Source organism: Carboxylicivirga longa, assembly GCF_050589825.1.
GTDB lineage: Bacteria > Bacteroidota > Bacteroidia > Bacteroidales > Marinilabiliaceae > Carboxylicivirga > Carboxylicivirga longa.
In genome coordinates this window covers 1-25,329 of the sequence record NZ_JBNGOZ010000034.1, presented here as the reverse complement: position 1 = coordinate 25,329, position 25,329 = coordinate 1, and the positions used below count along the sequence as shown (strand labels likewise).

At 42.3% G+C, this 25,329-nt stretch carries 21 protein-coding genes, 1 tRNA gene, 1 rRNA gene and 1 pseudogene; 9 read left to right on the top strand and 15 right to left on the bottom strand.

Going from position 1 to position 25,329, the window contains the following annotated elements; translation table 11 throughout:
- A 5S ribosomal RNA gene (rrf, locus tag ACRD7A_RS18450) occupies nt 1-73 on the top strand; the annotation flags it as partial.
- A 167-nt stretch (nt 74-240) separates the two neighbouring features.
- Here the strand turns inward: rrf and ACRD7A_RS18445 are convergent.
- Nucleotides 241-399, bottom strand: coding sequence for a transposase (locus ACRD7A_RS18445; RefSeq protein ID WP_430812868.1), 159 nt, complete (start codon nt 397-399; stop codon nt 241-243).
- Nucleotides 400-487: 88 nt separating this feature from the next.
- Between ACRD7A_RS18445 and ACRD7A_RS18440 the strand changes: the two genes are divergently transcribed.
- Nucleotides 488-4,195, top strand: a complete 3,708-nt coding sequence (locus tag ACRD7A_RS18440; protein ID WP_430812867.1) for a leucine-rich repeat protein — start codon at nt 488-490, stop codon at nt 4,193-4,195.
- A gap of 378 nt (nt 4,196-4,573) precedes the next feature.
- Here the strand turns inward: ACRD7A_RS18440 and ACRD7A_RS18435 are convergent, their stop codons facing one another.
- A complete protein-coding gene (locus tag ACRD7A_RS18435; RefSeq protein WP_430812866.1) occupies nt 4,574-6,706 on the bottom strand; it encodes an HD family phosphohydrolase in 2,133 nt (710 codons plus the stop codon).
- A 137-nt stretch (nt 6,707-6,843) separates the two neighbouring features.
- Here ACRD7A_RS18435 and ACRD7A_RS18430 point away from each other — a divergent pair, with 137 nt between their 5' ends.
- Together ACRD7A_RS18430 and ACRD7A_RS18425 are read left to right on the top strand one after the other, a co-directional pair.
- A complete protein-coding gene (locus ACRD7A_RS18430; protein ID WP_430812865.1) occupies nt 6,844-7,620 on the top strand; it encodes a C40 family peptidase in 777 nt (258 codons plus the stop codon).
- On the top strand, nt 7,617-8,057 hold the full coding sequence (locus tag ACRD7A_RS18425; RefSeq protein ID WP_430812864.1) for an NUDIX domain-containing protein: 441 nt from the start codon (nt 7,617-7,619) through the stop codon (nt 8,055-8,057). Before ACRD7A_RS18430 ends, ACRD7A_RS18425 begins: the two co-directional genes overlap by 4 nt.
- On the opposite strand, the gene ACRD7A_RS18420 is transcribed toward ACRD7A_RS18425, so the two are convergent.
- The 5 genes from ACRD7A_RS18420 to dapB are packed head-to-tail and all read right to left on the bottom strand — an operon-like array spanning nt 8,037 to nt 12,292.
- Entirely contained in the window at nt 8,037-8,672 is a 636-nt protein-coding gene (locus tag ACRD7A_RS18420) for a WbqC family protein (protein WP_430812863.1), read from the bottom strand. The genes ACRD7A_RS18425 and ACRD7A_RS18420 overlap by 21 nt on opposite strands.
- Nucleotides 8,659-8,919, bottom strand: a complete 261-nt coding sequence (locus ACRD7A_RS18415; RefSeq protein ID WP_430812862.1) for a lipopolysaccharide assembly protein LapA domain-containing protein — start codon at nt 8,917-8,919, stop codon at nt 8,659-8,661. Before ACRD7A_RS18415 ends, ACRD7A_RS18420 begins: the two co-directional genes overlap by 14 nt.
- Before the next feature lie 35 nt (nt 8,920-8,954).
- A complete protein-coding gene (gene lepB / locus ACRD7A_RS18410) occupies nt 8,955-10,133 on the bottom strand; it encodes a signal peptidase I (protein ID WP_430812861.1) in 1,179 nt (392 codons plus the stop codon).
- Nucleotides 10,134-10,135: 2 nt separating this feature from the next.
- Nucleotides 10,136-11,560 (bottom strand): S26 family signal peptidase, encoded by a 1,425-nt coding sequence (locus tag ACRD7A_RS18405; RefSeq protein WP_430812860.1) that lies wholly within the window; start codon nt 11,558-11,560, stop codon nt 10,136-10,138.
- 15 nt (nt 11,561-11,575) lie between these two features.
- A complete protein-coding gene (gene dapB / locus ACRD7A_RS18400; RefSeq protein WP_430812859.1) occupies nt 11,576-12,292 on the bottom strand; it encodes a 4-hydroxy-tetrahydrodipicolinate reductase in 717 nt (238 codons plus the stop codon).
- Between the two features lie 317 nt (nt 12,293-12,609).
- On the opposite strand from dapB, the gene ACRD7A_RS18395 reads away from it, so the two are divergent.
- Nucleotides 12,610-13,539 (top strand): glucosaminidase domain-containing protein, encoded by a 930-nt coding sequence (locus ACRD7A_RS18395; protein WP_430812858.1) that lies wholly within the window; start codon nt 12,610-12,612, stop codon nt 13,537-13,539.
- A 105-nt stretch (nt 13,540-13,644) separates the two neighbouring features.
- Here the strand turns inward: ACRD7A_RS18395 and fmt are convergent, their stop codons facing one another.
- The 3 genes from fmt to ACRD7A_RS18380 all read right to left on the bottom strand — a co-directional run bounded on the left by fmt (nt 13,645) and on the right by ACRD7A_RS18380 (nt 15,916).
- Nucleotides 13,645-14,610 carry a methionyl-tRNA formyltransferase gene (gene fmt, locus ACRD7A_RS18390; protein ID WP_430812857.1) on the bottom strand — a complete coding sequence of 322 codons (966 nt, stop codon included), beginning with the start codon at nt 14,608-14,610 and terminating at the stop codon, nt 13,645-13,647.
- A gap of 14 nt (nt 14,611-14,624) precedes the next feature.
- Complete coding sequence (locus ACRD7A_RS18385; protein ID WP_430812856.1) at nt 14,625-14,813, bottom strand: C1orf53 family protein; 189 nt, start codon at nt 14,811-14,813, stop codon at nt 14,625-14,627.
- A gap of 116 nt (nt 14,814-14,929) precedes the next feature.
- Complete coding sequence (locus tag ACRD7A_RS18380; protein WP_430812855.1) at nt 14,930-15,916, bottom strand: dihydroorotate dehydrogenase-like protein; 987 nt, start codon at nt 15,914-15,916, stop codon at nt 14,930-14,932.
- An 82-nt stretch (nt 15,917-15,998) separates the two neighbouring features.
- Between ACRD7A_RS18380 and ACRD7A_RS18375 the strand changes: the two genes are divergently transcribed.
- Nucleotides 15,999-17,081 (top strand): anhydro-N-acetylmuramic acid kinase, encoded by a 1,083-nt coding sequence (locus ACRD7A_RS18375; protein WP_430812854.1) that lies wholly within the window; start codon nt 15,999-16,001, stop codon nt 17,079-17,081.
- Between the two features lie 339 nt (nt 17,082-17,420).
- Here ACRD7A_RS18375 and ACRD7A_RS18370 read toward each other — a convergent pair whose 3' ends face one another.
- From ACRD7A_RS18370 to ACRD7A_RS18360, 3 genes are all read right to left on the bottom strand, one after another.
- Nucleotides 17,421-18,662: a bifunctional 3,4-dihydroxy-2-butanone-4-phosphate synthase/GTP cyclohydrolase II gene (locus ACRD7A_RS18370; RefSeq protein ID WP_430812853.1), complete on the bottom strand. Its 1,242-nt coding sequence runs from the start codon at nt 18,660-18,662 to the stop codon at nt 17,421-17,423.
- An 82-nt stretch (nt 18,663-18,744) separates the two neighbouring features.
- The gene (locus ACRD7A_RS18365; RefSeq protein ID WP_430812852.1) at nt 18,745-20,259 is read right to left on the bottom strand and encodes an LptF/LptG family permease; all 1,515 of its coding nucleotides are present in this window, start codon (nt 20,257-20,259) and stop codon (nt 18,745-18,747) included.
- A gap of 211 nt (nt 20,260-20,470) precedes the next feature.
- Nucleotides 20,471-20,860 (bottom strand): START-like domain-containing protein, encoded by a 390-nt coding sequence (locus ACRD7A_RS18360; RefSeq protein WP_430812851.1) that lies wholly within the window; start codon nt 20,858-20,860, stop codon nt 20,471-20,473.
- A 333-nt stretch (nt 20,861-21,193) separates the two neighbouring features.
- On the opposite strand from ACRD7A_RS18360, the gene ACRD7A_RS18355 reads away from it, so the two are divergent.
- Nucleotides 21,194-21,267: transfer RNA gene (locus ACRD7A_RS18355), tRNA-Met, on the top strand.
- Nucleotides 21,268-21,797: 530 nt separating this feature from the next.
- The gene (locus ACRD7A_RS18350) at nt 21,798-21,938 is read left to right on the top strand and encodes a hypothetical protein (RefSeq protein WP_430812850.1); all 141 of its coding nucleotides are present in this window, start codon (nt 21,798-21,800) and stop codon (nt 21,936-21,938) included.
- Between the two features lie 104 nt (nt 21,939-22,042).
- Here ACRD7A_RS18350 and ACRD7A_RS18345 read toward each other — a convergent pair whose 3' ends face one another.
- Nucleotides 22,043-23,806: a methyl-accepting chemotaxis protein gene (locus ACRD7A_RS18345; RefSeq protein WP_430812849.1), complete on the bottom strand. Its 1,764-nt coding sequence runs from the start codon at nt 23,804-23,806 to the stop codon at nt 22,043-22,045.
- 91 nt (nt 23,807-23,897) lie between these two features.
- Between ACRD7A_RS18345 and ACRD7A_RS18340 the strand changes: the two genes are divergently transcribed.
- A complete protein-coding gene (locus tag ACRD7A_RS18340) occupies nt 23,898-24,932 on the top strand; it encodes a substrate-binding domain-containing protein (protein WP_430812848.1) in 1,035 nt (344 codons plus the stop codon).
- Here ACRD7A_RS18340 and ACRD7A_RS18335 read toward each other — a convergent pair.
- Nucleotides 24,929-25,249: pseudogene (locus ACRD7A_RS18335) on the bottom strand (PfkB family carbohydrate kinase); the annotation flags it as partial. The gene ACRD7A_RS18340 and the pseudogene ACRD7A_RS18335 overlap by 4 nt on opposite strands.
- Nucleotides 25,250-25,329: the final 80 nt, after the last annotated feature.

Genomic DNA, 25,329 nt, shown 5'->3' with positions numbered 1-25,329 from the left:
TCCGAACAGAGAAGTTAAGCCCGATAGCGCCGATGGTACTGCGTAGAAGTGGGAGAGTAGGTCGCCGCCTTTTTTTTAGAGAAACCTCTTATTCAGAAATGAGTAAGAGGTTTTTTGCGTTTAGGAAGCTGGGTGGAAAGTTTAGGAGTTGAACTGATGAATTGGTGAATCGGAAAACTGGGATAGTTGGTAGGCCTTTTCAATGTCCGGATAGTGTTGGATCAGGAGCAAATTCTGGGTCTACGCATAAATTTTGCAGAGACGGTAGAGGAAAAAGTTGACATCCTTAACACCTCTGAATTGTCTTCTGAACTCCTTAATTTTAGCATTGAATGACTCTGCTGTGGCATTGGTACTTCTGGTCCTGAAATAATTTAAAATAGTGTTGTAATGTTTTATCGTCCAATATTGATACCAAGCCTTATTTTACCAATATTAAACTTATTTTTGTTCTGTTATTTTTTCCTAATATAAATATTTGTTCATAGTGGATTTTAATAGAACGCTTTTTTTTAAACTATTCTTTGTTACATTCCTTGTGTGTGCTAATTCTGCAAAAGCTGAAAAATATACGCTAACAGATGATGACGTGATCGTTAATGAAAATGGGATTATTCAAAGTTGCTCCTATACGTTTGAATTAACGGATATAATTATACCTGAAGTGCTGGATGGCTATTCTGTTAAAGGAATCACAAATGGAAAATATCAAGCATACGGAGTTTTCTACAATAAAGGTATTACTTCAATTGTTTTTCCTTCTTCAATGGTATCGATAGGCGATTATGCATTTTCCGGCAATAATATCAAAGTTATTGATTTAAGCAATTGTACCAGCTTACAAACTATTGGGAAATATGCCTTCCGGTCGAACAGTTACTTGGCCGATGTTGATTTTTCCAACTGTCCGGCACTTGTAGAGATTAATGATTATGCTTTTTATTATCTTGATATTATCTCTCTTGACTTTAGCGGATGTCCGGAATTAACCCGAATTGGCAAAAATGCGTTTTATTCCAATAAACTGAGAAGTGTTGACATTAGCCGCTGCACCAAGATGATTGAAATTGGTTCAGGGGCTTTTCAAAGCAATCAGTATTTAAACTCATTAACATTGCCAACTCCCGAGGCTATTGATTTCATTGCATGGCGGGATCAAGAAGATACTCGGCATGAAGGCGGTAGTGTAATTACTGATTTGTCATTATCTTATGTTGCTTTGTTTCCGCATATATTAACAGATGATGACGTATTATGTGATGAAAATGGGATTATCCAAAGTTGCTCCTACAACTTTTTTTATACCGATATCATTATACCGGACAGGCTTGACGGTTATGAAGTGAAAGCCATTGCAGACCAAACTTCTACCTCTTCTGGGGTATTCTGTAATAAAGGAATTACCTCGATTCAATTGCCCGCCACAATAACTAAAATTGGAGATTATGCTTTTTGTAATAATGCTATGGATACCCTAGATCTTTTTTCAGTTAACGGACTCACTGAAATCGGTAAATATTCCTTTTACAACTGTGGATTACAGGCTATTGAAATGGATAAAATCACTCAATTAGAGATGATTGGCATGTATGCCTTTTATTCAAACGAAATTGATACCCTCGACTTAAGTAGGTGCAGTAATCTTACAATGATTGATGATTTTGCATTTAAGCAAAGCGGCATAAATAAGTTAATTTTTACGGGATGTGCGAGTCTTGATACAATAGGAAATAATGCTTTTGAACGAAATCCTCTGGGCCAAATAGATTTTACGGGTTGTATTAATTTATTGCTTATCGGACAGAGTGCTTTTAGTTCGTGTACATTAACTGCTGTAGATTTGTCCGGTGCAGATCGTTTGCTTGAAATTGGAGAGAGCGCATTTAATAACAATTATAATTTGGAAAGCATTCAATTGCCTGCATTGGCCTACGCAAATTATTTTGAATGGAGAGGGGAAAAAAATTCTGCAGTTTTAAACGATATTACGAAGATAGAAGATTTTTATGCCGGATACTATGCCGTTCTTACTCATACATTGACCAACGAAGATGTAGTTGTGGATGAAAAGGGGGTTATTATAAGCTGTTCGTATGATTTAGCATTGACAGATATTATTATACCTGAAATATTGGATGGTTATAACGTAAAAGGAATAGCCGGAGGCGCCAATGCTGATTTGTTTTTTAATAAGCGACTCACCTATGTCAGATTTCCATCTACCATAGAAACGATTGGAGACAGCGCTTTTTACGATAATAAGCTAATGAAAATAGATATAAGTGCCTGTCACAATTTAAAATCGATTGGAGTTGCTGCATTCTGTTTTAATAACATATATAATTTGGATTTAAGCCGGTGCATTGCTTTGCAAAAAATAGGAAGCAATGCCTTCTATTCTAATGCGATTTCCACTTTAAATATAGATAACTGTAGAAGTCTAACCTCTATTGGCAGCAGCGCGTTCAATTCGAATAATTTAAAAAATGTTGACTTTAGTTTATGCAATAATATTGTTACCATTGGAGCAGCTGCTTTTGCCTGGAATCGATCCATTTCTAGCTTAAACCTATCAGGGTGTGACGCTTTAAGGGAAATTGGTTCCCAGGCTTTTGGGGTTAATGCCATTAAAACCATTGATCTGAGCCCTTGTTCCAGTCTGAAAACAATTGGCGACTGGGCTTTTCTTAGCAATGCTGATTCTATTAATTTAACCAATTGCTACAATCTGGAGTCAATTGGATGGCAGGCATTTGCAAGTGGTGGTTATTCAACAGTCGATTTTACTGGATGCAGTTCGCTTCGATACATAGGGAAAAGTGCTTTTAATAACAATAGAAATTTGGATACTTTAATATTCACCGGCTGCACCAGCTTAGCAACTATTGATGAATATGCTTTTTATAACTGTAACATTGCAAATGTGGATTTGACACCTTGCATCGCTCTTAAGGAGATTGGATCCTATGCTTTTCGTGATAATAGCATTACAAGCATAATGTTTCCTGATGGTTTAACAAATATCCGAAAGGCTTCATTTAATAACAATCAGATCACCTCCGTAAATGGCGTGAAGTCTGACGGCATTATCTTCAGACATAATCAAAATGGAAATATCGATTCCACAACAATCGTTTCCTATGGTGGTACAAAAACCGATATTGATTTCATTCCCGAAATCGTAGAAGTTATTGATACTTCTTCTTTCGAGAATAGCTTCATTACAACTATTGATTTTACTAGCTGTCCCAACCTGACTAGAATTGGCGATAACGCATTTAAGAACAATTTATTAACAAACGTCAACCTATTTAAATGTCTTTTTTTGATAGACATTGGAAACAGCGCATTCTATAACAACAATATAGATATGCTTAATTTATCAACATGCGCTCAGTTGCTGTACATTGGGGAAAGGGCATTCTATAATAATATTATTGCAGAGCTAAGTTTTGGTGAAGCAAACAAATTAAGTTCGATAGGGACAAGTGCTTTCTACGGCAATTCTCTTGATACAATAGATTTAACTCGTTGTAAACAATTGGTCGAAATTGGGAGTATGGCATTTTCAGAGAATAGACTAACACGTTTTGTTCTCCCTATACCTGAAATTAGGGGAAAAAACTTTAATTATTGGTTTGATGGGACAACACAGTATAATGGAGAAGAAGTGGTTTATAAATTATATAAATCGTATGTGGCAGATTTATATGATAAAACCTATACTGTTTCATTTCAAATATCCAATGGTTCTACGTCAATCGCAAATGCAGAAGTGAAGCTGCTGGGATACGGATCAGAAACAAGTTCAGAAAACGGTATAGCAAGGTTTAGCAATGTTTTACCTTCCGATGATATTTATTACAAAGTGAGTGCTGAGGGATATTTGTCAGTTGAAGGAGCGGTTTCCCTTGTAGATGAAGATGTTATTACGCCTATCGTATTATCCATAATAACAGATATTGAGGACAGGGATCTTAATGAACTTATTGCGTATCCAAATCCTGCTAAAAAAACATTAAATATAATTTATTCATCGGATGAAATAGCTTTTATTTATAATGCAAATGGAATACTTGTGGAAAAAGTAAAATTGAATTCGGGTAAAACATCTTTAGGTGTCGAAAATTTTAAGGAAGGATTATACTTTATCAAAATTGGAGAACAAATAACCAAATTCTTCGTGAAGAACTAAAGAATTTAAAATTAGTAGGATAGGCTATGATGCTGCATATGATTATTTGATGTTCAGGGTTATAGGAGATCCTCTCATCATTTTGAAATGAATACGAATAGTAAGGTAGACTATAACTATACGCTACTATTTGAGTTGTTCAAGTCAACAATGGGGTGGTATAAAGCTAAATAGCGCCTTACCAGATAGCAAGATGCAAATGCCTGAACGCTTACTTAATAACTATTCATGGTTCTAAGTTTAAATTGTAGATTACATGTGCCAATCATTATTTGTTCAATAGCCTTATGGGACACACCACGACATGGATAATCCTCAACAAGTTGGTTTTTCGTAATATTTGGGGATGTTTTTCAATCGACTCGCTGGTCTGATCTTTTATTTTTTGATATCCGGGTATTCAATACGTGCATGATAGATGTTTTTTAGCTTGTTTTTGAATACTTCCTTGGCAGTAGTTATTTCGCGAAAGGTAATGGGGGCATCGATAAACTGATCTTCTTCAATCTGCATGTTGATAATTTTTTCAACTAACTTATCGATCTCATCATCCGAATAAGTTTTTAAACTACGCGATGCTGCCTCTATTGAGTCGGCCATCATTAAAATAGCTGTCTCCTTGGTAAACGGTGTTGGGCCTGGATATGAAAAAGCACTAATATCGGGCGTTTTGTCCGGATTTTGGTTGATATATGAGTTGTAAAAATATCGTGTCTTAGTAGTGCCCTGATGGGTGGTGATAAAGTCAATGATTTGTCTGGGCAATTTATGCTTAATGGCCATTTTAACCCCATTCTCAATGTGATTAATAACGATGCGGGCACTCTCTTCAAAATCAAGTTTTGCGTGAGGATTGGGGGCACCTGCCTGATTCTCGGTAAAGAACAAGGGAGATGACATCTTACCAATGTCGTGATACATGGCACCCGCACGCACCAGCGCAGGGTTAGCATTGAGCTTATAGGCTACTTCCTGGGCTAAGTTACCCACCTGTATGCTATGTTGAAAAGTTCCGGGTGTTGCCTCAGCCATCTTTCGGAGTATAGGATGGTTAGTGTCCGACAGTTCAATAAGGGTAACATCCGACAGAAAGCCAAAGAGTCGTTCAAAGATCCAAATCAGCGGATATACCATGAGTATCATAATACCATTGGTTACAAAATAGACAAACATCATGGGGTCGATGTTGCTTAGAGTACCTTTTTGCCACAGTAGCAAAGCCGTGTAGAACAAGGAGTAAGTAAGCGTAATGAGCAGTGCTGCCTGAACGATATGACTACGGCGGGTCATGCGAAACAGACTGAACATTGCCACCAGACCGACGGGTATTTGTATAAAAACAAACTCAAAACTATTTTGGGCGAAAAATGCGCACAGCAGTATGGTTATAACATGCATGAAAAATGCGAGTCGGCTATCCAAAAAGGTGCGTATGATGATGGGAAGGATGGCAAAGGGTATGATGAAAAACGGGAAATGAACAAAAAACTGGTTAAGGCTGGCAAAAACGATGACTACCAAGGTGATAAGTAAGATGAAGCAAATTGAACTAATGGACTGATATACATCGCGCCTGAAGTAATACAGAAAAAGGTAAATGGAAGTGAATAGGAGTGCTACAAGTAAAAACTGACCAGCCAATATGAAATAATAGTCGGTATCGGATGTGACGTTAGCTTCGTACTTGCGACGTAATGAGTTAAGCACTTTCTCCGTTTCGAAAGTCACAATCTCTCCCTGATCAATAATGCGCTGTCCTGCCAAAACCCGCCCCGACGTTAACGATATATTTTTTTTGAGTTGTGCCAACTCTGCATTATTTCTCTCTTCATTGAGTTGAATGTTGGCCTGGATGTAGCGGTTGAGCTCAAGGGTGGCAATAAAATCACTGATATCAGAGATGATAGCATCCTGTACATTGGTTAAGTCAGCCCCTGTTTTATTAATCAACTTCTTATATGCAGTGGTGCGCAGCTCGAGTTCCGATAAGGCATAAGGCTCGGCAAAGGCACCACGTATGAGCATAAGCTCAAAATCAGGCGAAGCATCAATGTGTTCTTCGGGAAGCATGATGATGCCCCGCTCATATAATTTACGTAGATTGATAAGCAAAGTATGACCAATAAGGTCGAAATAAGTTGAGTCTGCAGTGTATTGTTGCAGTAGGTTGGGGAATGCTGCAGCGTTTGTAGTTACATACTCCTTATATTCTTTCGAAAAATTATTACAAATCTTAGTCACCGCATTGGTGTCCATCTCAAAATACGGGCGGTGATTCTTCAAGGCTGTCTCGGTCTCATCATTTAGTTCGGCCTGTGTTTTGTATATGGGAAAGTCAAAGGGAGCTATCAGTGTTTGGTGCTTCCAGGGCGTGCCATTGTGATATTCATAAGCAAACTTTCCCGTTTTAGGTAATAGGTAGGTTACCACAGCAACACTTGCCATAAAAAGTAGTATTCTTGCTGTAGGCTTATAGTATTTGCTTTTGAACTGTACTAATTTTTCAAGCATAATTATGATTTTTATTAATGGCATGATTAATATGATCAAAGATAGTGAAAGGTAAGTTTTTTTAGCCCAATTTTGCCAATGATCATGATGGGTACGCTTACATTTCAGCATCCATGGATCAAAGAAAAGGAAGTAAGATGGAAAAATCGATTTGCACATACGGGCTGATACCGGTCAGAGCCGATGCTTCTGAGCGAGCCGAGATGGTAACTCAGCTGCTTTTTGGCGAGACTTACGATATTCTCGAAAAAGAGGGTAACTGGACACGTATCCGCATGCACTATGATGCTTACGAGGGGTGGATTGACAGTAAGCTGGTGTTGGGCCTTTCCAATACCGAAGTGGAGAATTGGCAAAAGGCTGATAAATGGGTGGTGCCATCGCCCTTTATAAAGCTCGTATCGGAGCCCGACAAAACGGCTCATATAATCTCTGGTGGCAGCTCCATTTTTTTTAATGGTTCCGATCGCAATAGTTTTAGCATTGGTAATAAGGAGTATTATTTGTCGGGTGGGTACAAGGGGGAAAGCCCTCAGGCTTCCATTGCCGATAATGCCAATGCATTTATCAACGCACCCTATTTATGGGGAGGTCGTAGCTTTTACGGTATCGATTGCTCAGGATTCACGCAGGTAGTATATAAAATGAGTGGCTATGACTTACCACGCGATGCCTCGCAGCAGGTTGAACTGGGCGCTAGTATTAGTTTTGTGGAAGAGGCTGCGCTGGGTGATCTGGCTTTTTTTGATGATGCAGAAGGGCGCATTGTTCATGTAGGCTTGTGCCTGGGTAAGGGCGATATCATCCATGCATCGGGAAGGGTACGCATCGACAAGCTCGATCATCAAGGTATTTTTGATGACGAAAAGCGTACCTATAGTCATAAACTTCGCGTTATTAAAAGAATTGTATGATGGCTTATACCTACGATTACCCACGTCCGGCTGTCACAACCGATGTCATTCTAGTGACACGTTCATCTTCGCCCCGTATTTTGCTGATCAAGCGCGGTAAGGCGCCTTATAAAGATCATTGGGCTTTGCCGGGTGGCTTTGTTGATATGGATGAAGATTTGCCTGTGGCAGCTTTGCGCGAGCTGGAGGAGGAAACTGGCATTACCGAAGTGTCTATCCGGCAGTTTAAGACTTATGGCGCGGTAGGCCGCGATCCGCGACACCGCACCATATCAGTTGTTTATACTGCACTGGTTGATGGCGAGCTAAAAGCCAAAGGCATGGATGATGCCATTGCGGCACAATGGTTTGCTCTAGATGAATTACCACCGCTTGCCTTTGATCATAAACAAATTGTGCAGGAGGCAATCGCCTTTTTACAGGATGGATGCCTCTAGTATATCATAGGTTTCTGGCCCTTTACTAAAGAGCAGGTCAATCACACTTAAATTCGGCACAAAAGGGTATTTTTCGGCAAAAACCTGTCGGTATTCAATGGTTTGGTAGCCCAAATCATTGGTGGGTTTTACTTTGGGGTGTATGGCGCGGCGCAGATCTAGTGTGTCCTCCGCTAATTCATCGTAGTATTGTTCACTAAGGGATGCTTCAATATCTACTTCCAGCTCATCAAACAGGGTGTTCATCAGCCCCATATTAAGGTCAATCAGATATTTGATCTTTTTCTCGTAAAACGGAACAAAATCATCGGCATAATATTCGAAAAAAGGTGAGCTATTGTAGGCGGCTACAATGGAGCGCCAGTGTTGTTTCTGCCATTGGGTATCGTAGCTGATTCGCATATCCTTAATCAGCGTCTTATCATCGCCTGCTTTGGCAACGGGTACTGTTAACTTAAGAGGTCCGTTGGCACCGGTGATGGTGCAATGGTTACAGTAGGTCTTACGCTGATAGCGGGCATGCTGCTCAACAATAGCCTGTTTGCTATTAAGGATATGTGCGTACAGTTGAATAGGCCCCAGGTAGGTAAGGGGAATTAGTTTAGTCTGCGGCATTTGATTCGTTTATTTCTTCAGTTGTTTCATCGGCCTGTGCCACTTTTGTTTTCTTGCCTCTCGATTTGATAAAAAAGTAGGAGGCACCGGCAATGACACCGGCAAGAAAAACGATAATGAGCAATATAGCCAGAGAAACTTCAATTTCTTTAAATAGTATGTTGACTGGTACGGGGTCTGCATTCAGTACTGAGAATATTACCAATAGTGTTGTCAGTGTTAGAACGACCCAAAATGACTTTTTCATAGGTGGATGCTTTAAACTGCAAGATAAGAATTTTATTATTGATGCTGATTGAGCTTTTCAACCCGCCCGATAATATGGTTCTCTGGCACAAAGCCCCAATAGCGGCTGTCGAACGAATGCTTTTGGTTATCGCCGGCCACCCAGTAATAATTCATGCGGAAGGTATATTCGTTACTTGCCTTGCCATTAATATAAATAGTGCCCTCCTTCAGTTGCAGTTGGTTCTCTTCATATGCCTCTATAATGCGGCTATATAGCGCCAGGTTGGTGGGTGTTAGTTGTACTGTTTTGCCTTTTGTTGGTAAAATTATCGGGCCCAGGTAGGAAGCATTCCATAAGTAAGCGGCCTGAAAGGGGAAGACATAGATGTTTGGCATATTCAGCACGTCCTCACGCCGGTTAAGATAGGATCCCCAATGATGCTGATCAATCACCCGGCCTTGTATTCCTGCAATCATCTCTTGCTTATCTTTAAAGTGGGTGATGGCGGCTCGACGTATTTTGCTCAGGGTGTCGGCAGGTGTTTCTGTATTAATGGTATATTGTGCCACCATATGTTGGTTGAGGGGCATTTTATGCCCGTTCACTTTGTAATCACCATTAATAATGCGAAGCGTGTCACCCGGCAAGGCAATCAGTCGTTTGATAAAGGCTTTGCGCTTTGTAACTGGGGTGTAAGTAATGGCTGCATCCAGCAGGCGATTGTAGGTTTTTGTATTTTGATATTGCCGCTTTATGTAATGGTAATCTTCACCATCAAAATCGATAAATGAGGTATCAGCTTCCGGAAAGTGAAAGGCAATCACATCACCGTGCTTCATGGTGGTAAAGCCTTTCAGCCGACGGTAATCTTTTACTGTGTTGGGATGACATGCCGGTCCGTAAGCCATCTTATTGATGATGATCAGCTCATTGTTTTGATAAGTGGGGTGCATACTACTTGATCGCAGAGTATAAAAGCTGATGCCGAAAGTATTAATAAAGCTAAACAGCAGAGCAGCGACTGTCAGGGCCAAGCTCCACTCCAGTAGCGCGCGTTGCAGCTTTGACCAGCCTTGAATGAATGCTTGCAGGCGTTTCTTAACCTGCGGATGCCACAGTATTACTGCAGCGCCTATCAGCAAGCAAAAAAGGAGCCAACATTGGCTCCATATTGCTATTAGCAAGCATACAATGATAAATATGTATTGTAAGGCTGCTTTTACTTTTTTCATTATTAGTTATGCACAATCTTAAAAAATCGGTTCCAGCGAATATTGGCCGGGAAGCTCTTATCTGTATCAAGCGACAGCCATACCAGAATGGGCTTACCCACAATATGATCTTCGGGTACAAAGCCCCAGTAACGCGAATCGGCTGATTTATGTCGGTTATCACCCAGCATAAAGTAATAATCCATTTTAAAAGTATAGTGCTTAGCCAACTCGCCATTGATGTAAATTTCTTCGCCCTTCACTTGCAGCTGGTTGCCTTCGTAGGCAGTGATAATGCGCTCGTAGAGTACGATATTTTTGATGTTTAGCTCAACTGTTTCGCCGGCTTGTGGCATTTTCAGCGGACCAAAGTTATCGCGGCTCCAGTTGTAGTCGCTGCTAAATGGAAATACCTGAAAGCCGCTGCCGTTTGGCTTTTCTTCTTCTATGGTTACGCTTTTGATAAAAGGCATGGCTTTTACCTGCTCGGCCTTGTCGGCACTCAGGGGTAAATAGTAATTGGGTGCCAGGCCCTGCTGATCCGCTTTAGAGATACTCAATTTCTCGTAGAAACGATCATTCAAAGTAGTGCCATCGGTCACAATATTATAGTTGTGCTGTATATCTTCCGGATTGGTCACGGCCTCGCCATTGATGTATATTTGGTTACTGCGTATCTCAAACAGATCGCCGGGCAGCGCCACACAGCGCTTCACGTAATTATCACGGCGGTCAACGGGGCGGTACAGCACTTCACCAAAGGTACTTGGATCAGCGGCGATTACCTGTCGACCAATATTCATGATATAATGGTTACGCTCATAGTTAGAGGCAAAAGGTTGCTTGGGCATCAGCTTTTTATTTTGCATCAGCTGAGCCTTACCGGCTTCCATCATCAGGTTGTAATAGTCGGGGTTGGTTTGACGGAAAGGAACCGTATCACCTGCCGGAAAGTTAAAAACCACAATATCATCGCGCTTTACTTTACCAAAGCCTTTCAGGCGCTTGTAATCCCAGTGGGGCCAGCTAGTATATGATTTCGTGTTGAAGATGGGAAACGTGTTTTGTACCAACGGAAAGGCAATGGGCGTATTGGGCATACGCGGGCCATAGCTTACCTTGCTAACAAAAAGGTGGTCGCCCACAAGCAGTGATTTTTCCAGCGAGCTGGTGGGGATCTTATAATTCTGAAACAGAAAAATATTGATCATATAAACGGCAAATAACGCAAAGATTAGCGCATCGGCCCACTCAATAATGGCGCTGGGCTTTTTACCGTCCTTTGTTTTTTTCCAAAAGTCCCAAGGAATCTTTTTTGTAATATAGCTGTCGAACAGCAGGGGATAGAGAAGCAGCAACCAGAAGTTACCCACCCAAATTACCCACAGGATAAATACCAGGCTGGCAACGCCCAGTTTAATCCATCGGAAAAGTGATATATTTTGCATTGAGCTTTATTTAAGTTAAAAGTTAAGTAAGTCATTCATGCTTAGGAAGCCTTTGTTTTTAGCGGCGAATTCAGCGGCCAAAACTGCTCCCAAGGCAAAGCCCTGGCGCGATTTAGCACTGTGGTGTATGGTAATCTCATCCACCGCCGATTCGTATTTAACGGTGTGTATACCTGGCACCTGGCCTTCACGAATGGCTTTTATGGCAATATCATTATTGTTCTCTTCGTGGTTAAGCTTCCAGTCGGTTTTGGCCTCTATGTTTTCAATGATGCCCTCTGCCAGCGTAATGGCTGTGCCACTGGGGGCATCCAGCTTTTGGGTGTGGTGCACCTCTTCCATGGACACGTTATATTCCTTCATTTTGTTCATGATGCGTGCCAGCTGTTTATTCAGCTCAAAGAAAATATTTACACCCAGGCTAAAGTTAGAGGCATAAAAAAAGGTTTGGCCATCATTGGCGCATCGCTCCTGTATTTCCGGTAGTTTATCGAGCCAGCCTGTGGTACCCGATACCACCGGAACGTGGGCATCGAAACATTTCAGGTAGTTATTGTAGGCCGCTTCGGGGCGCGTAAACTCTATGGCTACATCAGCTGCCTTAAAAGTATCGTCATCAAAAGAATCATTGCTCGATAAGTCAATCTTGCTTACAATCTCATGACCACGGTCGATGGCAATTTTTTCAATTTCACGACCCATTTTTCCATATCCTATCAGTGCTATCTTCATGTTATCCGTCTTTTCTTAATAATGTGTTGTTCAATTTTTCACCGTTTGTTGCCAATTGTTGGCCGATGAAGCGTGCTGCTTTGTGGTGTTATAAAATTAACAGGAAAACAAAGCGTTCGAGCAAAGATAAAAAATATGTAAGGAAGTGGAAGTAATAAAACTCGAATCGCCAGGCTTTAACCTCTCTTTAACCCTTGTTTAATGCTTAGCAGGGGCTTTAGTATGTAATTTTGCATTCTCACAGCCTGTAAAATACCAACGCAAGGGTAATTTTTTATCTTTGTGACTGCGTAAGCCATTATTCAAATAACAGCAGGATGAAGCACTTATCGATTCTACTACTTACCCTGAGTTGGGTTTTTACAGCCCCTATGTTTGCTCAGTCATACCGTAAAAATACCACTTCAGAATATATTGATCAATACAAGGATCTAGCTATCAAAGAAATGAAGCGGGTGGGTATTCCTGCCAGTATTACCATGGCACAGGGTATTTTGGAATCGGGCAATGGTAATAGTAGCCTGGCGCGAAAATCTAATAATCACTTTGGTATCAAGTGTCATAATGACTGGAAAGGAAAGCGCGTTTATCATGACGATGATCGCCGTGGGGAATGTTTCCGACGTTATAAAACGGTGTATGAATCTTATATCGATCACTCGGAGTTTTTGGTGGGAAAGCAACGCTATGCCAGTCTGTTTGAATTGAAAACAACCGATTACAAGGGATGGGCACGTGGTCTTAAGAAAGCTGGTTATGCTACAGATCCCAAATACGCGCATCGTTTGATTGATATTATTGAAAAAAATAAACTGTACCTGCTGGACGAAAACAAAGCCTGGAGTAAACGGCCTTCAAAATCGGTTAATGATAACTTTGAGATTACAACCTATACCACACATGCCATTAAACGCAACAATGGCGTGAAGTACATAAGTGTTGAGGAGGATGATACCTTTGCTTCAGTGGCCGATGAGTTTGGCTTAAGGCCCTGGGAGCTCTATCATTATAACGATTTGCCATCAGGTGCTGATATTCAGGACTATCGTTATATCTATATTCAGGGTAAAAAAGGCAAGGCGCACCGTAAGCATGAATATCATGTTGTGAAAGAAGGGGAATCATTGCACTACATTGCGCATAAATACGGCGTTAAGCTGCGTAAGCTTCAAAAATTTAATCGTATGGGCAAGGAAACTGACATTACGGTGGGAGATAAATTAAACCTTCGCCGTAAAAAGAAATAAGAATATAACGGGGAAAAGCAAAAAAAAGCCTTGAGGAATAAATCACCTCAAGGCTTTTTTTGATGTTTTCAGTATTTTTACGTTTCGCTTGAAGAGTCTGGTTTGTTATTCAAAGCACTGAACTTGTGAAGTGTCGAAGCCACGAAGTAACTCGGCAATCTTCATGCGTTTTTTGCCAGCCAGTTGCAATTCTTCGATGGCTAGGGTCCCCTTCCCCGTTCCAATGTGCAGGTAGCTTTTATTATCAGATGCTATCTGCCCACAGTCAAGTTTCTGGTCGCACAAGGTCGCATAAAATATTTTTACGCTGCTTTTTTTCCCATTGGCCATTACCAACTCTGTCCAGGCTGTGGGGTAGGGCGACAAGCCACGTATATGGTTGCGAAGGCTTACAGCATCTTTCTGCCAGTCGATGCGACAGTCTTCTTTAAAAATTTTGGGAGCAGGCCTGAGTTCAGTTGCTTTGCTTAATTCATTTTGTGGTACCGCATTTACTTTGTTATTTTCAATGGCAGCCACCGTTTTTAGCACCAACTCAGCACCCAGTATCATCATTTTATCATGTACACTACCCGCTGTGTCATCGTCGGTAATAGGCATCTCGGACTGGAAGATGATGTTTCCCGTGTCAATTTCGTGCTGGAGGAAGAAGGTTGTGACACCTGTTTTCTTATCACCGTTAATAACTGCCCAGTTAATGGGGGCAGCGCCACGGTACTGAGGTAGTAATGAACCATGCAGGTTGAACGAGCCCAGGCGAGGCATGTTCCATACCACTTCAGGCAGCATGCGGAACGCTACAATAATTTGCAGATCGGCATTTAAGGATTTTAGCTCTTCAAGAAATGTCTCGTTTTTTAATTTTTCCGGTTGAAGCACCGGTATGTTGGCAGACACGGCATAGGCTTTAACGGGCGACTGCTTTAGTTTTTGTCCACGTCCGGCAGGACGATCAGGTGCGGTGACTACCCCAACAATGTTATAATTATTCTCAACCAATGCTTTCAGGCTCTCCACAGCAAAGTCAGGAGTGCCCATAAACACTATTCGTAAATTTTTATCGGCCATCATTAATATGTTAATATTTATTCTTTTAGTTCGCGGTTGCCCTTGTGGTGAGGTGGAAAATACGGGCAATGTTTGCAACCGTTGCCACAGCAGTAACCACGTTCTTTCAGGTATTTCTCTGTCATAATCCGAAAGCCCCGTGGATCCATATAGTAATCAATATTTTCTTCTAGGGGCTGGGCAGCGTAATAATCGTCAAAATCCATTTCAACTATTTTAGTGGACAAAGATAAGGCGAATTATGGATCATGGTATCACAAAAGGATCGCATCTGTAATTAAGGATGGAAATCAGATGCGCTCCTTTTATTTAGCGAGAGAAGTTATTTTTGGCTGAATTGTTTCATAAACTGAAGACGCAGATAACCGGCCGGATTCATAGCCTTGGATTGACTTAGGCTGCCACGAAAATCGTTCAATGTATCGAATTCATGTTTGTGCATCCACTTGCCAATTTCGTGGTTATAGCGCTCAATGGTGTCAATGCCGTTTTTGTATAGGGTGCTGGCCAGCTGAACCACCTGTGCACCGGCAAGCAGCATTTTAATTATAGTGCGCGATTCATGTATGCCGGTAGTGGCTGCCAGATCGCACTCCGCGCGGTCTGAAGTGATGGCGATCCAGCGAAGGGGCAGGGTGTATTCTGTAGGCTGGCTAAAGGTGTGCGTCGGTATCACCTCCAGGTTTTCCACATCAATGTCGGGCGAATAGAAGCGATTGAACAGGGTAATGCCGGCAATGCCCGTCTTGGATAGTTGGGTAATCATAGCCGCTAGGTTGGAAAAGTAGTGGCTGATTTTTATGGCCACAGGTATACTTACTTCTTTTAGTACAGCTTCAATGGCATCAAAGTAAACCTGCTCATGATCAAGACTCTTGCGGTTGATGTCAGAGGGCAGTGCAAAAATATTGAGCTCCAGTGCATCGGCGCCTGCATCCTGTAGGGTGCGTGCATAGCTGGGCCAGTTATGTGCAGTAATGCAGTTGATACTGGCAATAACAGGTATCTTCACCTCTTTTTTGCAGTCGTTAATCAGTTTCAGATAGTCGCTCAGCGTTCCCTCAACATCCAGGTGGTTGTAGTATTCCATCGTCTCGGGGTAGAGGTAGTTTTCTGATTGCATGCGGTTCAGCTGATGCTCCATCTCACTTACTATTTCTTCTTCAAACAGTGATTTGAGTACTACGGCACCGGCTCCTGCCTTTTCAATATGTTTGATGTCATCCAGTGAGTTGGTGAGGCCTGAACTGGCTGCTACGATGGGACTTTTTAGTTGCAGACCAAGATAAGTGGTGGAAATGTCGGGCATAATTTCAGATTTTTTTTAGGTGAATAAAAGGGCTACGTAATTAAAATTCTTTACACCTTTAGTGTGTAGAATAGATTATACCATGATAAAACAAATAAAGAATTCGTATTGTTGCGTAGGGCTTATGTCGGGCACTTCACTCGATGGCTTAGATATTGTGCTGTGTCGTTTTGATTATCAGTCGGGTCGCTGGGAATATAATTTACTAAAGGCACAAACTGTAGGCTACCCAAGCGATTGGAAGATGCTGCTGGCTGATGCTCCTGAGCTTTCGGGAAGGGCACTGATGCAGCTGCACCGTGATTATGGGCGATGGACGGGCGAGGTAGTGCTTGACTTTTTGAGCGATTGTGCTGACAGGCCTGATTTTATTGCTTCCCATGGGCATACTGTTTTTCATGAACCGCATAAACAGCTTAATTTTCAGCTGGGCGATGGGGCTATGATTGCCGCTATAACAGGCCTCACTACCCTTTCTGATTTTCGCAGTCTGGATATTTGTCTGAATGGCCAGGGTGCCCCCTTGGTGCCTATTGGGGATGACTTGCTGTTTCATGATTATGCGGCCTGTGTGAATATCGGTGGCTTTGCCAACGTGAGTTGTTGCAGGGAGGGAAGGCGTATTGCCTGGGATATTTGTCCGGTTAATTTTGTGATTAATCATTTGGTGGCTGCCAAGGGAATGAGTATGGATCGTAACGGAGAGCTAGGTGCCGGTGGTCGTATTCTGCCAGATCTACTGGCAGCGCTCAATAGCCTGAATTATTACTATGTTGCTGCCCCCAAATCGTTGGGCCAGGAATGGGTTGATGGGATCTTTTGGCCGCTGATCAAGCCTTATGCTGCTCATCCCTTGCCCGATATTCTGCGTACCCTCTATGAGCATTTTTCGGATGTGATGTCATTTGATTTGCAGCCTTTTACGGAGGATGATCGTATTCTATTTACGGGTGGCGGTGTCTATAATACTTTTTTAATGCAGTTGCTGCAGACGAAATTACGCGCCAGCATGGTGGTGCCCAATGCTGAATTGGTAGAGTATAAGGAAGCGATTGTATTTGCTTTTCTGGGCGTGTTACGCCATCGTCGGGAGGTGAATTGTCTGCAAGGGGTTACGGGAGCCAGTGATAATAGTTGTTCGGGGGGTGAAATTGTTAGGGGGTAGGTATTAGCTGCTAGCTGTTAGTGATAACATCGATAATATAATATTATTAAAGATGTAATTTTCAAAAGTTATACTTATCACCAGGATTTGTTTAAGATTCGTAGTTAGTGAAGTAGAAGAAACTGGTGGAGCCTTCTTGATCATTTCAATCTTATCACTAATCACACCCATAAATGATCAAATTACTTGACCGCAGAAATAAGTAATGGCATCCACCAGCACCTCTTACTAAACAAACACACCAAGTGAGAATATGTTTAGGCTTTAGTGCATGAAGGATGTAAAAAAGGCAATAAAAAAAGAGGCCGCAGCCTCTTTATGATGAATAATAATGAATGATTATTGCTTATTGTCGTATTTAAAGAACTGAAGGTCATGCCCCATACGTTCTTTTTTAGTCTTCATGTAATATTCGTTGTGAGGATTGGGTGATACCTCAATGGAGATATTTTCCACCACCTCAAGCCCGTAACCTTCCAGGCCAATGCGTTTGATGGGGTTGTTGGTCATCAGGCGCATTTTGCCAATGCCCAACTCACGTAGTATCTGTGCGCCCACACCATAGTCACGTTCATCTTCGTCAAAGCCCAGTTCTATGTTGGCATCCACTGTGTCCATGCCTTCTTCCTGCAGCTTATAGGCGGCTATTTTATTCATCAGGCCAATGCCGCGTCCTTCTTGATTCATATACACTACAACGCCTTTGCCTTCCTTCTCAATCATCTCCATGGCCTTTTTAAGCTGTTCGCCACACTCGCAGCGCAGCGATCCGAAGATGTCACCGGTAGCGCATGAGGAGTGTACGCGCACCAGTACGGGTTCATCCTCTGTCCACTCACCTTTAATGAGCGCCATGTGCTCGAGTCCGTTGGATTTCTGCTTGAAGGGGATAAAGCGGAAGTTGCCTTGTGCTGTTGGCAGGCTTACTTCAACACCTTTCACAATAAGGCTTTCTTTTTGCAAGCGGTAGGCAATCAGATCTTTAATAGTGATTATTTTGAGCTGAAATTTTTCAGCAATCTTCACCAGCTGTGGCAGACGCGCCATGGTGCCATCTTCATTCAGTATCTCCACCAATACGGCAGCGGGCTGTAATCCGGCCAGGCGTGCCAGGTCAACACCCGCCTCGGTATGACCCGCGCGACGCAATACACCTCTATTTTTAGCTTTCAGGGGGAAAATGTGACCGGGACGACCCAGTTCTTCAGGTTGGGTATCCGGATTGGTTAGCGCTAAAATGGTTTTTGCCCTGTCGGAAGCCGAGATGCCTGTGGTACAACCGTAACCCAATAAGTCAACAGAAACCGTGAACGGGGTGGCATGGCTGGCCGTGTTTTTACCTACCATAAGATCCAACTCCAGCTCTTCGCAGCGCTCTTCGGTTAGCGGAGTACAAATAAGGCCGCGCCCATGTGTTGCCATAAAGTTCACCTTTTCCGGTGTCATTAACTCTGCTGCGGCAATAAAGTCGCCTTCATTCTCACGATCCTCATCATCTACTACAATGATAAGTTCACCCTTTTTGATTGCTTCAATAGCCTCCGCTATCGAATTCAATTGAAATGCTTGTTCTGCTGACATTTGTTTTGTTTATTTTGAAACGGTGTTAGCCGCTATGCGAGTGCAAAATTAATGAAATTAAGAACCAAAACAATGAAAAGACTCAGGACTTAAGGTCTGTTTCTGCTTCATTCTCTTTGTCCAATCGGTTTTTTAAGTCGTATTTTTCTCTTTTGAATAGCTTACGAAAGAATATTCGGTAGGCATCTGCATTTAGTAGGGTAGAGTCGGTGGCTGATTTATAGGTAAGAAATACACCCAGAGGAAATAGTATGGCTGATGAGAGCCACATGCCCTGATAGACTTGCCAGGCTCCTTCATTGGCAAATTTAGCTCCAAGCGTATCGATGATGTAATAAAAGATGAAAAACAGAATGGAGATCACTACCGGCATGCCTAGTCCTCCTTTGCGGATAATGGCACCCAGTGGTGCACCGATGAAGAAGAAGATAAAGCAGGCAAATGAGAGCGTGAATTTACGGTGTAGCTCCATGAAATGGCGCGTTATCTTTGTTTGGTAGTTGCGGTAGCGGCTGAGTTTTCCCTCTAATTGGCTGCGGTTGTCTTGTGCTTTGCGTTTGGCACTCTCAATAGCCATTAGCTGTTGATGATTGTTGAGTGTGAGCAGCAGGGAGTCAAAATTCATGGGCTTAACAGCTTCCATAGGTACGTCGGCTGCCTCTTTATTAACGCGTTTATAATAGCGCCTTTGCTGAAAGTAAAAGTTTTCGGTTTGTTGTTTTATGCTACCCACCAGCTCGTTCTGTTGCAGGTTCAGGGTGTCTATACCTTCTTGTAACTGACTGAGGTTTTTCATTCGGTCGTTGCCTGAGAATATTTTTTCATCGCTGCGTTCAAAGTTATGGCCATGCATCTCGAAAAGGGCTACTTGCTTCTTGAATTTATCCTGGCGGAAGCGTTGTTTCTCGCGTTTACTAAGTCGTTTTTTTTGGTTTTGTACATTCTCTTCAAAGCGAATGCCATCCAGCAGCGTTAGTTTCATAAAGCCATTATCGCGGGCGATTTGTAGCTTGCCCGAGTCGGCCAATGTGACATTAGAGTTGGGATTACGGCTGTCGCGATGATCGTATATCATTACATTATGCATCAGGCCCGTCTCCGGGTCTTTGTGGCTGATCTTGATTCTGAAATCATCGATTCCATCATAAAAAATCTGCTCTTTGATTTCCAGTTCCGGTTTTTTCTGTTTTACCGACCAAAGCAGGGTGTATAGTTTAAGGTTGGCCCAGGGCAGTACATTATTGGAAAAGCCGAAGGCCAGCACCGAGGTGATGATAGTAACATAGATAAGGGGTTTCATGGTGCGTAGCAATGATACGCCAGAGGCCTTGATGGCTGTGAGCTCATAGTTCTCGCCCAGGCTACCAAAGGTCATGAGGGAGGCCAATAGGATGGCCAGAGGTAATGCCATAGGGATGACTTGCAAAGAGGCATAAAACAATAACTCCCCCAAAGTAAAAAAGTCGAGGCCCTTACCCACCAAATCATCCACATAACGCCAAAGGAATTGCATTACCAAGATAAATAATGAAATAAAGAAAGTCATGGACAGTGGACCCAGATAACTTTTTAATATGAACCAGTGTAGTTTTTTCATACCCGCATTGAAATCTTTAAATAGCAAAATCGTGTGTCTTGCGCCCTGCAAAGTTAGTTTAAACATTTTATCTAAACAGAAACAAACCGTATTAATGCTGCTGTTTCAATAAATCAGACAACTCGTAAGTGACCTGCCCTTACCTGATAATATAAAAAAGCCCAACCTGTAATGGTTGAGCCTTCTATCATATTTCTTTCAATGTGGGTTTTTATACCGATCCTAAGCCATGCTTAAGCTCATCAATCTGGTTATTCCAAAGTTCAATGGCATCCTCCTTTTCATCGGCTTCGGCAAAGTCAACAACCACCAGAGCTGTCTCACCCGTTAAATCATCTACGTTAATGCGAAATTCAAAGTAGGACTTTTCATCTTCGTCATCCAGCCAACGGTAGCGTACCATTTTATTTTCCTTGCGTAGCACCTGTTCAGCTTGTTGCTCCGACCCTTCCCACACAAAGGTAAAAACTTTACCTGTGAGGTTAACATCGTCGGCAAACCATTCCGAGAGGCCACTGGGACTGCTGAGGCGTGCAAATAAAATGGCAGGTGACGTTTTAATCATATATTCGAGTTCGAATTTTTCTTTTTGAGTAGGCATATCGGTATGTTTTAGTATTCTTACTGGCTTACAAGATAGTGGAATTCTTTAAATAATTAAAACCATGTTGATTTGGCCACTTTGGACATACTGCCATTGAAACTCTCTTAAGCGTTCTTTTGATCTGAATCCATAGACTTCTTTTTTTTCTTATATCCGGCTTATTTTTTTTAGTAGCTAATAGTGCTCGTTATGAGTGTGTTTGCTTTTTGGGAGTAAAAAAAGTGCATTTTTTTTTAAATTTTTAGTTGGAGGTAATGAACTTTTCGCCTACATTTGCACTCGCAAAAACGGAGAAACACAGCGGTGTTATCAACTCCAAAGCAACGAAATGCCGAGGTAGCTCAGCTGGTTAGAGCGCAGGATTCATAATCCTGAGGTCGGCGGTTCAAGCCCGCCTCTCGGTACTTAGAAAAGGCAGTTACGAAAGTAGCTGCTTTTTTTTGTGCTTATTTTTTAGGTCATGTTGCAACATGCAATTGTTTTAGCACAAATTAGAATTTAGCAAAACTCCTAGTTTTCGAGTTTAAGCCTGCCACAATACTCACACTCGAGTGGGTGAATGTAAAAAAATACTCAATGTACTTACAGACTGTAAGTGTCTTCTTGTTGTATTTTCATTCGTTAAAAAAAATTAAAGCAAAATGCACTTATTGTCAGTGAGTTTCATATAAATTTGAGATATTGTTTAGCGTGTGGGGTTGTTATATTATCTGGGTGGGTTTAATGGTGTTGTTAAAATAATAATCACACTACTCATTTGTGGTCAGGCAGGTAGGTTGGTATTTGTAGTTGAGTGTTGTTCATGTGCTTACTTTTTTTAGGCTTAGTCTGGTTTTGATAGCTTCTACCTAAGTAGGGAACTATTCACTATGGATGACGTACAAGCGGCATATTCCATCGGGAATAAAACGTAAATAAACAAAACCGAGAGAGTATGTCAGGAAAGAGAAAGTATTTGATGATTGCCGTTTCGCTGGTGTTGCTAACAGCAGCATTGAGTTCATGCACAAGCAGTAAAGTAGCGGCCATGCAATGTCCACAAGCTTATCGCGCATCGGCGCATCGTGGTTTCTAATGGCCGCTAGGTATTGGCTGTCAGAAAAAAGCAATACGCTAATTATGCAAAATATTCTTTGTGAGATATATTTTACATGTTTAGCGTATTTTTTTCGAATGTTTTTACTGATCAAATACGGCAATGGCTGCTTCCAATTGTTGCGATAGCTTTTCCAGCTTGTGGGCAGCATTGTTTATCTCATCTGCATTGGCGGCATTGCGCTGGGTGATTTGGTTGAGCTGCTGTAGGGCGCTGTTGATCTGCTCCACACCACTTAGTTGCTCCAGTGATGCTGTTGATATTTCTTTCACCAGTAAGGCTGTTTTTTCAATCTCAGGAGTAATGGTATCCAGCTTGTTTTTTGCCACCCGCGATGATTCCAAAGTATCGCCCGTGGCTGCCGTTATTTCACCGGCAGCTTGCTGGCTGCGTTCGGCAAGCTTGCGTACCTCAGCGGCCACAACGGCAAAGCCACGTCCTTCTTGTCCTGCCCGGGCTGCTTCAACCGCTGCGTTAAGCGACAGGATGTTGGTTTGCATAGCAATCTCACTGATGATACTTATCTTCTCCGAAATTTGTTCGATATAGTCGCCGGCTATCTTAGAGGCCTCATTACTGTCGGTAATGCCCTGCGAAGCAAAACTAGCGATTTTCTCTGTTTCCTGGGCGTTGTCTGTGTTTTGCTGTATGTTAGCAAACATTTCTTCCATCGATGAGGATACTTCTTCGGCGGATGAGGCTTGTTGCGTGGCGCCGTCAGACAGTTCGCCGGCACCTTCGTTAAGGCGGGCGCTGGCGGTCACAATCTGACGCGCACTCTCGCTTACCTGCTGCACCATGCTTTTTAGGTTAACGACCATGGCATTAAGGGCAGTCGATAGCATGCCTACCTCGTCTTTGCTGTCAGCATTAAAGGTAACAGATAGATCACCCTGTGCCAGCTTTTGTACCTGGGCAATGCTTTGCTCAACGGGTTGTGCAATGGCTTTTGACAGAAAGAAGACCAGGCTGAGCCATAGCACCACCACTACAATGAGGGCGTAGACTAGCATTTGGCGTTGCAGTGATAGTATATTGGCGCTTTCATCACCCATCTTCATCATCAAGTCAAGGCCCACATCGGCTGTAGCACCCACTTCCCACATAATGCTTTTAGCCAACTCAAATTGCTTTAATTCCTCCACTTTTAGTATCCGCAATGTGCTTAAATGGTCACCTAGCGCAATCAGGGCTGCATTAACGTCGGCTTGTTGGGCAGAAGAAGCATAATGGCGCTGTTTTATCTTCTTTTCTGTGTCCTCAAATCTTTCTTGTATTTTCTCAATATTCGAATAATCCTGCTCAATATCCTGCTGATAGAGTTGGTGTGCTATAGCCGATAATTCGTAATGTGCCGTTTTGGCATTGCCATAAGTATAGTTTTGTAGCCTGAGTAATGCTTGTGAAAAGTCCTCCTTGCTTTGTTGTGATGCAGTGAGTTTGCTGTAATACGAGGAGGTTGTGGTTTCATATTTTTTAAGCTGACGAAGCAGAAGATCCATGTCAACGCCTGCAGCAGCCATGATACCGGCATCATTTTTCAGTATCTTTTGAAGTTCTTGTAGAGCGGCTGATGTCTTGCCGTAAGTTTTTTCAGCGCGTTCCTTATAATAGGATTTTCCTGTGAAATCGTAGGAGCGGGCAAACTCTCGTGTTTGATGCCAGTAGCGATCCAGCTTGCCGGCTTCCCGTACGATAGGGATGTAAGTTTTTGTTAATTTGCCTATGCCGTCATTAACACGTAAGAGGTTAATTAATATCAATACCCCCAGCGCAACAACGATGGCCATTATTAGCGCAAATCCGCTGCCTATTTTGGCACGAATTTTCAAATCTCTCCACTTCATTTTCTCAGGTTGTTTTTAACGTAAATAGTTTTCTCAAAAATTGTGAAAATAATCAGCTTTTAAAAATTATTCTTGATAAAATGTTAATTTTATGCCATCAACCTGTTATCGATTTATACTTATGCGTTATTTACTTTTTATTCAGTTAGTAGTAGTTGTTTTTTTATCGTCGTGCCAGTCGGATACCAATGTTCAGCTGGGTTTTATTTATTCTTCCCCCGAAACAGATCGTTATGTAAAAGAGGCGTCGTATTTTAAGTACTACGCTGAGCGACAGGGAGCTACTGTATATGTGGAGCATGGAAATGGTGATGCGGCCGCTCAGGAGCAGAAGGCTATTGAGTTGATCGAGAGGGGTGTTGACGGCTTGGCGCTTATTGCCGTGAATGCCAATACGGCGGCAGCCATTGTGCGTAAGGCGCAGGAACATGGTGTGAAGGTAATGGCATATAACCGGCTGATCAAAAATTCTGAGCTCGACTTTTTTGTGTCGGGCAATAACGACGTGCTGGGTAAGATGATGGTGGATGAGCTATTGCGCGTAAAGCCTTCGGGAGAGGCCATCATATTAGGAGGCGATAAATATGACCGAAATGCTGTTGAGCTGATGGCTTCTGTAAAGAAGTACCTGAAGCCACATCTGGAGTCGGGGCGTGTAAGTGTTGGTTATGAGACTTATATTGAGGAATGGAGCAAGGAAAATGCGGCTTATGAGCTGGATCAGTACATCTCCAATACCGGACGTGTGCCCGACCTTATCTTTGCCGGATTCGATGGTATTGCCGCAGGCTGCATTGAGGTGTTGAAGAAGCATAATGTGGATAAAGAAGTCTTTATAAGTGGTCAGGATGCCACCCTAGAAGGAGTGAGAAATATTATGGCCGGTCATCAGCAAATGACTGCTTTTCATCCGCTTAAGAAGACGAGTGAGCAGGCTGCTGCAGTGATGCTTCAACTGGTGGCGGGCAAGCAGAAAGCTAATCAGTTAAGCACCGCTACTATCAATAACGGTCAGAAGGAAGTGCCTGTGCTGCAGATACCATCTGTTGCCATTACGCGCGATAATCTGGAGCAGGTACTTGTTGATGAAATGGGTTTTTACACCCGTCAGGAAGTCTCTAATTAGTTGGGTGAAACAAGTCGCCTTCTGATATTTTCGCTGAAGGTTGTTTTAAAAGTGTTATCCACATAATTGTCGATACGCATGCATACCTCCGATGAAAACTCTATGCCATAGGCAGCAATATGTAGCCAGTCATTGGGACACAGCAGTAACTCATCGGTTTTGTTAATATCAAAATCAAGCAAGGCCTTAATAATGCCGGCGTTAAAGTTATCGCCTGCGCCAATGGTGCTCACCGGGTTAATGATGGGTACCTTGAAATGATGATGGTAGTTGGCTCCAAAGGTGTAGACACCTTTCGCACCGGCTGTTATAATAAGGTTAGGCTGTAGTTTACAATAGCGTTTTAATTTTGTAACTTAATGAGAAAATGCCATGGATACCGCCAAAATAAAAGAAG